This window comes from Pseudomonas sp. CCNWLW23 (genome assembly GCF_037095675.1).
GTDB classification, from domain to species: domain Bacteria; phylum Pseudomonadota; class Gammaproteobacteria; order Pseudomonadales; family Pseudomonadaceae; genus Aquipseudomonas; species Aquipseudomonas atacamensis.
The window spans coordinates 27,261-34,483 of the sequence record NZ_JBAWKM010000034.1 but is presented as its reverse complement, the minus strand read 5'-3'; the positions used below and the strand labels follow the sequence as shown (position 1 = coordinate 34,483).

The 7,223-nt window shown below is 61.1% G+C and carries 8 protein-coding genes and 1 riboswitch; of the genes, 5 read left to right on the top strand and 3 right to left on the bottom strand.

The window, feature by feature from the left end; translation table 11 throughout:
- The coding region (locus V8J63_RS26740) for a DUF1330 domain-containing protein (protein WP_336464903.1) at positions 1 to 90 on the bottom strand (90 nt) is incomplete at its 3' end.
- 68 nt (positions 91 to 158) lie between these two features.
- Here V8J63_RS26740 and ribBA point away from each other — a divergent pair.
- The 5 genes from ribBA (at position 159) to V8J63_RS26715 (ending at position 5,544) form a co-directional block, all read left to right on the top strand.
- Positions 159 to 1,268, top strand: a complete 1,110-nt coding sequence (ribBA, locus tag V8J63_RS26735; RefSeq protein ID WP_016775017.1) for a bifunctional 3,4-dihydroxy-2-butanone-4-phosphate synthase/GTP cyclohydrolase II — start codon at positions 159 to 161, stop codon at positions 1,266 to 1,268.
- 357 nt (positions 1,269 to 1,625) lie between these two features.
- Complete coding sequence (locus V8J63_RS26730) at positions 1,626 to 2,651, top strand: ABC transporter substrate-binding protein (protein ID WP_122602413.1); 1,026 nt, start codon at positions 1,626 to 1,628, stop codon at positions 2,649 to 2,651.
- Positions 2,648 to 3,556: an ABC transporter permease gene (locus V8J63_RS26725; protein WP_064363445.1), complete on the top strand. Its 909-nt coding sequence runs from the start codon at positions 2,648 to 2,650 to the stop codon at positions 3,554 to 3,556. The genes V8J63_RS26730 and V8J63_RS26725 overlap by 4 nt, the downstream gene beginning before the upstream one ends.
- Positions 3,557 to 3,562: 6 nt before the next feature.
- On the top strand, positions 3,563 to 4,372 hold the full coding sequence (locus V8J63_RS26720) for an ABC transporter permease (protein WP_007918021.1): 810 nt from the start codon (positions 3,563 to 3,565) through the stop codon (positions 4,370 to 4,372).
- A gap of 17 nt (positions 4,373 to 4,389) precedes the next feature.
- Entirely contained in the window at positions 4,390 to 5,544 is a 1,155-nt protein-coding gene (locus V8J63_RS26715) for an ABC transporter ATP-binding protein (RefSeq protein ID WP_110645643.1), read from the top strand.
- A 203-nt stretch (positions 5,545 to 5,747) separates the two neighbouring features.
- Here the strand turns inward: V8J63_RS26715 and map are convergent, their stop codons facing one another.
- Both map and V8J63_RS26705 read right to left on the bottom strand, forming a co-directional pair.
- Positions 5,748 to 6,539, bottom strand: coding sequence for a type I methionyl aminopeptidase (map, locus tag V8J63_RS26710; protein WP_071172707.1), 792 nt, complete (start codon positions 6,537 to 6,539; stop codon positions 5,748 to 5,750).
- Positions 6,536 to 6,763 carry a ParD-like family protein gene (locus V8J63_RS26705; protein WP_007918027.1) on the bottom strand — a complete coding sequence of 76 codons (228 nt, stop codon included), beginning with the start codon at positions 6,761 to 6,763 and terminating at the stop codon, positions 6,536 to 6,538. The genes map and V8J63_RS26705 overlap by 4 nt, the downstream gene beginning before the upstream one ends.
- 120 nt (positions 6,764 to 6,883) lie before the next feature.
- Positions 6,884 to 7,077: riboswitch (cobalamin riboswitch) on the top strand.
- The last annotated feature ends 146 nt before the right edge of the window (positions 7,078 to 7,223 follow it).

Below are 7,223 nucleotides of genomic sequence, written 5' to 3'. Positions count from 1 at the left end.
TGCGGCAATCGCCTGCGGGGTGCGCTGGGTGTATTGGCTGTAGTGCTCGGCATCGGCTATATCCACATGTGCAATCCAGTACGCCTTCATAGTGACCTCTTTGTTGATTTTGTATTATGGTATACCAATATATTTCCAACGAACCCTGAGAATCCAGCATGGCCTTCAACAGCATCGAAGAAATCATCGAAGATTATCGCCTCGGCAAAATGGTCCTGCTGGTCGATGACGAAGACCGCGAGAACGAAGGCGACCTGCTGCTGGCCGCTGATCGTTGCACACCGGAGGCTATCAGCTTCATGGCCCGCGAGGCACGCGGGCTGATCTGCCTGACCCTGACCGACGAACATTGTCAGCGCTTGGGCCTGGAGCAAATGGTACCCGCCAATGGCAGTGTATTCAGCACTGCATTTACCGTGTCGATCGAAGCGGCGGTTGGCGTGACTACCGGCATTTCTGCCGCGGACCGGGCCTGCACCGTTGCTGCCGCCGTCGCGCCGAATGCCCGCGCCGAAGACCTGGTGCAGCCCGGCCACATCTTCCCGCTGCGCGCCAAGGAAGGTGGCGTGCTGACTCGCGCCGGGCACACCGAGGCCGGTTGCGATCTGGCGCGTCTGGCCGGTTTCACCCCGGCCTCGGTGATCGTCGAAGTGATGAACGACGACGGCACCATGGCGCGCCGCCCGGATCTGGAGCAGTTCGCGCGCAAGCATGGGATCAAGATCGGCACGATTGCCGACCTGATCCACTACCGCCTGAGCACCGAGCACACTATCGAACGCATCGGCGAACGTGAGCTGCCGACGGTGCATGGCACGTTCCGTTTGATCACCTTCGAGGATCGCATCGAAGGCGGCGTGCACATGGCGATGGTCATGGGCGATCTGCGCCGCGAGGAGCCGACACTGGTGCGCGTGCATGTGATCGATCCGCTGCGCGATCTGGTCGGCGCCGAGTACAGCGGGCCGACGAACTGGACGCTGTGGGCGGCGCTGCAACGGGTCGCGGCGGAAGGTCATGGGGTTGTGGTGGTGCTGGCCAATCATGAATCGTCGCAGGCGTTGCTCGAGCGCGTGCCGCAGCTGACCCAGCCGCCTCGGCAGTTCAGCCGTTCGCAATCGCGGATTTATTCCGAAGTCGGGACTGGGGCGCAGATTCTGCAGAATCTGGGAGTGGGCAAGTTGCGTCACCTCGGCCCGCCGCTGAAGTACGCGGGGTTGACCGGGTATGACCTTGAGGTGGTTGAGAGCATTCCGTTCACCGAATAACCCTGTTATCGATACTCCCCTGTGGCGAGGGGATTTATCCCCGTCGGGCTGCGAAGCGGCCCCGATTCCTGCCAACGCGATCCGCCAGAAATATCGCATGTCCCGCTTTCAGGGCTGCTCCGCAGCCCAACGGGGATAAATCCCCTCGCCACAGTTTCATTCGCTACACATTTGGATGAAGACCGGAAAGACAGATCCGCCAGATAACCGGTAAGGCAAAGTGCTTGCACAAAGTTTGGAATACCATAATATGATATTCCATAGACCGGACGTTCCAACGAAGCGTCCAGCTACTGCTCCCGACAGGCGGGCAACAACGCAAGGCCCGCTCAAAAACACAACAATGAGGGCGTGAACATGGTGTTGAACAAAGCTGCAACCGCGATCTTTTTCGCGGGACTGCTCAGCGTTACCGGCCAAGCTGCAATGGCTGCCGAAAGCGTGAATTTTGTCAGCTGGGGCGGTAGCACCCAGGATGCGCAGAAACAGGCCTGGGCCGATCCGTTCAGCAAGGCCAGCGGCATCACCGTCGTCCAGGACGGCCCCACCGACTACGGCAAACTCAAGGCCATGGTCGAAAGCGGCAACGTGCAGTGGGACGTGGTCGATGTCGAAGCCGACTTCGCTCTGCGCGCCGCTGCCGAAGGCCTGCTCGAACCCCTCGACTTCAAAGTGATCCAGCGCGACAAGATCGACCCGCGCTTCGTCAGCGATCACGGCGTCGGCTCGTTCTTCTTCTCCTTCGTCCTCGGCTACAACGAGGGCAAGCTCGGCGCCAACAAGCCGCAGGACTGGAGCGCGCTGTTCGATACCAAGACCTACCCCGGCAAACGCGCCCTGTACAAATGGCCAAGCCCCGGCGTGCTCGAACTGGCGCTGCTGGCCGACGGCGTTGCGGCTGACAAGCTCTACCCGCTGGATCTGGATCGCGCCTTCAAGAAACTCGACACCATCAAGAAAGACATCGTCTGGTGGGGCGGCGGCGCGCAGTCGCAGCAACTGCTGGCGTCCGGCGAAGCGAGCATGGGCCAGTTCTGGAATGGCCGTGTGCACGCCTTGCAGGAAGACGGCGCACCGGTCGGCGTGAGCTGGAAGCAGAACCTGGTCATGGCCGACATTCTGGTCATTCCCAAAGGCTCGAAAAACAAAGATGCGGCGATGAAGTTCCTCGCCAATGCCAGCAGCGCCAAAGGCCAGGCCGACTTCTCCAACCTGACCGCCTACGCGCCGGTCAACCTCGACAGTGTGGAGCGTCTGGATTCGACGCTGGCCCCCAACCTGCCGACGGCTTACGCCAAGGATCAGATCACCCTTGATTTCGCTTACTGGGCCAAGAACGGTCCGGCTATCGCGACACGGTGGAACGAATGGCTGGTCAAATGAAAATCGCGGCCACTGCGCCTCGTCCCTCCACTGCCACCGGGAGCGCCGCTGGCGCTACCGGTTCGGCTTTCAAGCAACGCTGGCGCGGCGCCGGCAACCTCGTCCCGGCGCTGCTGTTCCTCGGCCTGTTCTTTCTGGCGCCGTTGATTGGCCTGCTGTTGCGCGGTGTGCTGGAACCTGTGCCTGGCCTGGGCAACTACGAACAACTGTTCGCCAACTCGGCCTATGCGCGGGTGCTGCTCAACACCTTTTCGGTGGCCGGGCTGGTGACGCTGTTCAGCCTGCTGCTGGGCTTTCCGCTGGCCTGGGCGATCACCCTGGTGCCGCGCGGCTGGGGGCGCTGGATCCTCAACATCGTGCTGCTGTCGATGTGGACCAGCCTGCTCGCCCGCACCTATTCGTGGCTGGTGTTGCTGCAAGCCTCGGGGGTGATCAACAAGGCGCTGATGGCGATGGGCATCATCGATCAACCGCTGGAGATGGTGCACAACCTCACGGGCGTGGTGATCGGCATGAGCTACATCATGATCCCGTTCATCGTGCTGCCGTTACAAGCAACCATGCAGGCCATCGACCCGATGATCCTGCAGGCCGGCTCGATCTGCGGTGCCAGTCCGTGGACCAACTTCTTCCGGGTGTTCCTGCCGCTGTGCCGGCCGGGTCTGGCGTCCGGCGGTTTGATGGTGTTCGTGATGTCGCTCGGTTACTACGTCACCCCCGCTTTGCTGGGCGGGGCGCAGAACATGATGCTGCCGGAGTTCATCATTCAGCAGGTGCAATCGTTCCTCAACTGGGGCCTGGCCAGTGCCGGCGCCGCGTTGCTGATCGCAATCACCCTGGTGCTGTTCTACTTCTACCTGAAGCTTCAACCGGAATCCCCGGTTGGCGCCAGTAATGCGAGGTAAGCCGACATGCTCCTGACCCCCAATGCCATGAGCCGGCGCATGCGTTTCGGCCTCTACGCCACTACCGGGCTGATTGGTCTGTTTCTGCTGTTGCCGATCGTGTTCATCGTGCTGCTGTCGTTCGGCTCCTCGCAGTGGCTGGTGTTCCCGCCACCGGGCTGGACGCTGAAATGGTACGGCCAGTTCTTCTCCAACCCCGACTGGATGAACGCCGCTGCCGCCAGCCTCAAGGTTGCCGTGCTGACCACGATCTGCGCCGTGGCCCTCGGTTTGCCGACCGCGTTTGCGCTGGTGCGCGGACGCTTTCCCGGCCGCGAGATGCTCTACGGCCTGTTCACCCTGCCGATGATCGTGCCGCTGGTGATCATTGCCGTGGCGGTGTATGCGCTGTTTCTCAAGCTCGGCTATACCGGGACCATGTTCGCCTTCGTCGTCAGCCATGTGATCGTCGCGCTGCCGTTCACCATCATCTCGATCATCAACTCGCTGAAGCTGTTCGATCAGTCGATTGAAGACGCGGCGGTAATCTGCGGTGCCTCGCGCTTGCAAGCGGTGTTCAAGGTGACGTTCCCGGCGATCCGTCCGGGGATGGTCGCCGGCGCGCTCTTCGCCTTCCTCGTCTCGTGGGACGAAGTGGTGCTCAGCGTGATGATGGCAAGCCCGACTCTGCAAACCCTTCCCGTGAAAATGTGGACCACCCTGCGCCAGGACCTGACCCCGGTGATCGCCGTCGCTTCGACGCTGCTGATCGGCCTGTCGGTATTGGTCATGGTGATCGCCGCCGCCCTGCGCCGGCGCAACGAAATCAGCGCCTGAGCGCCCAGGAGTACGACATGAGTGCCGTGATCAAAGACGCATCCCAGCAGAGCGACAAACCCCTGGTCAGCCTGCGCAACCTGAACAAGCACTACGGCGATTTTGCTGCCGTCGACAATATCTCGCTGGACATCAAGGACGGCGAATTCCTCACATTCCTGGGCTCCAGCGGCTCGGGCAAAAGCACCACGCTGTCGATGCTCGCCGGGTTCGAAACACCGAGCAGCGGCGAGATCCTCGTCAATGGCCAGTCGCTGGTCAACGTGCCGCCGCACAAGCGTGACATCGGCATGGTCTTCCAGCGCTACTCGCTGTTCCCGCATCTATCGGTGCGCGACAACATCGCCTTCCCTTTGGCGATTCGCAAACTGGCTGCGGCCGAGCGCGAAAAGCGCGTCGATGCGATGCTCAAACTGGTGCAGCTCGAACAGTTCGCCCATCGCCGCCCTTCGCAACTCTCTGGTGGTCAGCAACAACGTGTCGCCATCGCCCGGGCGCTGGTTTACGAGCCGCGCATTCTGCTGATGGATGAACCGCTGGGCGCGCTGGACAAGAAGCTGCGCGAGGACTTGCAGGATGAACTACGCCAGCTGCACCGGCGCCTGGGCATCACCATCGTGTACGTGACCCACGACCAGGAAGAAGCCATGCGGCTGTCGCAACGCATCGCGATTTTCAGCCACGGCAAAATCGTCGGTCTGGGCAGTGGTTATGACCTTTATCAGAATCCGCCGAATGCCTTTGTCGCGTCGTTTCTGGGTAATTCGAACTTCCTCAAGCTCAAGGCGCAAGGCAATGCGGCAGCGAGTTTCGAGGGTCAGTCGTTGTCGATTCGGCTGACGTCCGGGTTGCACACTGATCAGGATGTGCTGCTGATGGTGCGCCCGGAAAAAGCCTTGGCGTTGAGCACGCAGCAGGCGCTGGATACGCCGCTGGCGGCGGGTTGGAATGAGGTATCGGCGAATGTTGTGGAGGTGCTGTTTCTCGGTGAGAGCCAGACGTGCAGCGTGGTCACTGCGGGCGGGACGTCGATGACGGTGAAAGCGCTGTCGGCAGCGGGCATGCCACTCAAGGCCGGCGATCCGGTAAGGGTGCGCTGGGCGACGGCGGATGCTTGTGTTTATACCGAGTGGACCGAGAGCGATCTGAACAAGGCAGCAGGTGCTCACTGATTGCGCTGAGTCAGTTGGATCTACCCCCTCACCCCAGCCCTCTCCCCCACGGGGGGCGAGGGGGAAAGGGAGCCGATCTTCATGCTGTTCAAAATGTAAGTTCGACTCGGTATCGCACGTCGGCGTATCTCGCAACAACACCTCGGTCAGTCCCCTCTCCCATTGGGAGAGGGCTAGGGTGAGGGCAAGCAGGCCACACGGTATCAGCCAATGGCCCGGTACCCTTCAATCTCATCCGGCCAAGCCGTCAGCACTTCAAACCCGCTCTCCGTCACCGCGACCATATGCTCCCACTGCGCCGACAACGAGCCATCCTTGGTCAGCACCGTCCAGCCATCCGGCATGTTCTTCACATGGCGTTTGCCGGCATTGAGCATCGGTTCCACGGTGAAAATCATCCCGGCCTTGAGCTTCAGCCCTTGATTGGGAAAGCCGTAATGCAGGATTTGCGGTTCGTCGTGATAGACCTTGCCGATGCCATGGCCGCAGTACTCGCGCACCACGCTGAAGCCCTCCGCCTCCGCCAGGCTCTGGATCGCGTGACCGATATCGCCCAGCGTTGCGCCCGGTTTCACTGCGCGAATGCCCGCGCACATCGCGTCGTAAGTGGTCTTGATCAGGTGCTGCGCTTCAGGAGTCGCCTCACCCACGACGTACATGCGGCTGGTATCACCGAACCAGCCATCCTTGATCACGGCGATGTCGAGGTTGACGATGTCGCCGTCTTTCAATGGCGTACCCGATGGAATCCCGTGGCACACCACGTCATTGACCGACGCGCAGACGGTTTTCGGAAAGCCGTGATAACCGACGTTGGCCGGCACGGCTTTCTGCACATTGACGATGTAATCGTTGCACAGCCGGTCCAGCTCATCGGTGGTCACCCCGGCCTTCACATGCGGCACCAGCATCGCCAGCACCTCAGCGGCGAGTTTGCCGGCGGCGCGGGATTTTTCGATGTCGGCCGGGGTGTTGATCTTGATCTGGTTTCTCATGCGCTGACGGCTTCCTGAGTCAGTTGTTGCAGATCCAGTCCGCCGTTCTGTTCGGCGCGGATCAGCAGGCGGCAAATGGCGCTGTGGTCGAGGTTGGGATGCAGCTCGGCGAGCATGCCGATGCGCATCCAGTGCTCGGCCTGCGCGTTGATCGAGCGGCTGAGGGCGTTGCTGGAGATGCGCAGGTTCTCGTGCATGTCCTCTGAAATTTTTACGATGCCCATATATGAATCCGATACGATGTGTATATGGAACGTATATTAATCAGTGCATACGGCCGATTGCAATGCCAACGGCAAAATCGACGCTGTGGCAGATTCGCCTCCCCCTCCACCGCGCAAATCGACTACCATGCCGCCGCCGGTTTCCACACGGAATTAATAGGGAATCCGAAATGCTTGCACAGCATCAATCGGAACTGCCCCCGCAACTGTAGGTGCCGAGCCTGCTCCTTGACTGCCACTGGGTGACTCCCGGGAAGGCCGGAGCATGGCGATGACGCATCAGTCAGGAGACCTGCCGGCACAGTGACTGACTAACCGGCGGGGTGTCCGGGAAGGACATCGTGCCGTGCGCATTTTCCCTGTGCCGGCCTTGCGCAGTTTCCACGACCGCGCCCGAGGTGTGTTTCCAACCGTACCCGCCTGCTCCCGTACGGTTCTCCTGGAGACTGCCCCATGCTGC

Excerpts from the sequence above, each read along its gene's own strand:
- ribBA (WP_016775017.1), top strand. The coding sequence starts at position 159 with ATGGCCTTCAACAGCATCGAAGAAATCATCGAAGATTATCGCCTCGGC.
- V8J63_RS26730 (WP_122602413.1), top strand. The coding sequence starts at position 1,626 with ATGGTGTTGAACAAAGCTGCAACCGCGATCTTTTTCGCGGGACTGCTC.
- V8J63_RS26725 (WP_064363445.1), top strand. The coding sequence starts at position 2,648 with ATGAAAATCGCGGCCACTGCGCCTCGTCCCTCCACTGCCACCGGGAGC.
- V8J63_RS26720 (WP_007918021.1), top strand. The coding sequence starts at position 3,563 with ATGCTCCTGACCCCCAATGCCATGAGCCGGCGCATGCGTTTCGGCCTC.
- V8J63_RS26715 (WP_110645643.1), top strand. The coding sequence starts at position 4,390 with ATGAGTGCCGTGATCAAAGACGCATCCCAGCAGAGCGACAAACCCCTG.
- map (WP_071172707.1), bottom strand. The coding sequence starts at position 6,539 with ATGAGAAACCAGATCAAGATCAACACCCCGGCCGACATCGAAAAATCC.
- V8J63_RS26705 (WP_007918027.1), bottom strand. The coding sequence starts at position 6,763 with ATGGGCATCGTAAAAATTTCAGAGGACATGCACGAGAACCTGCGCATC.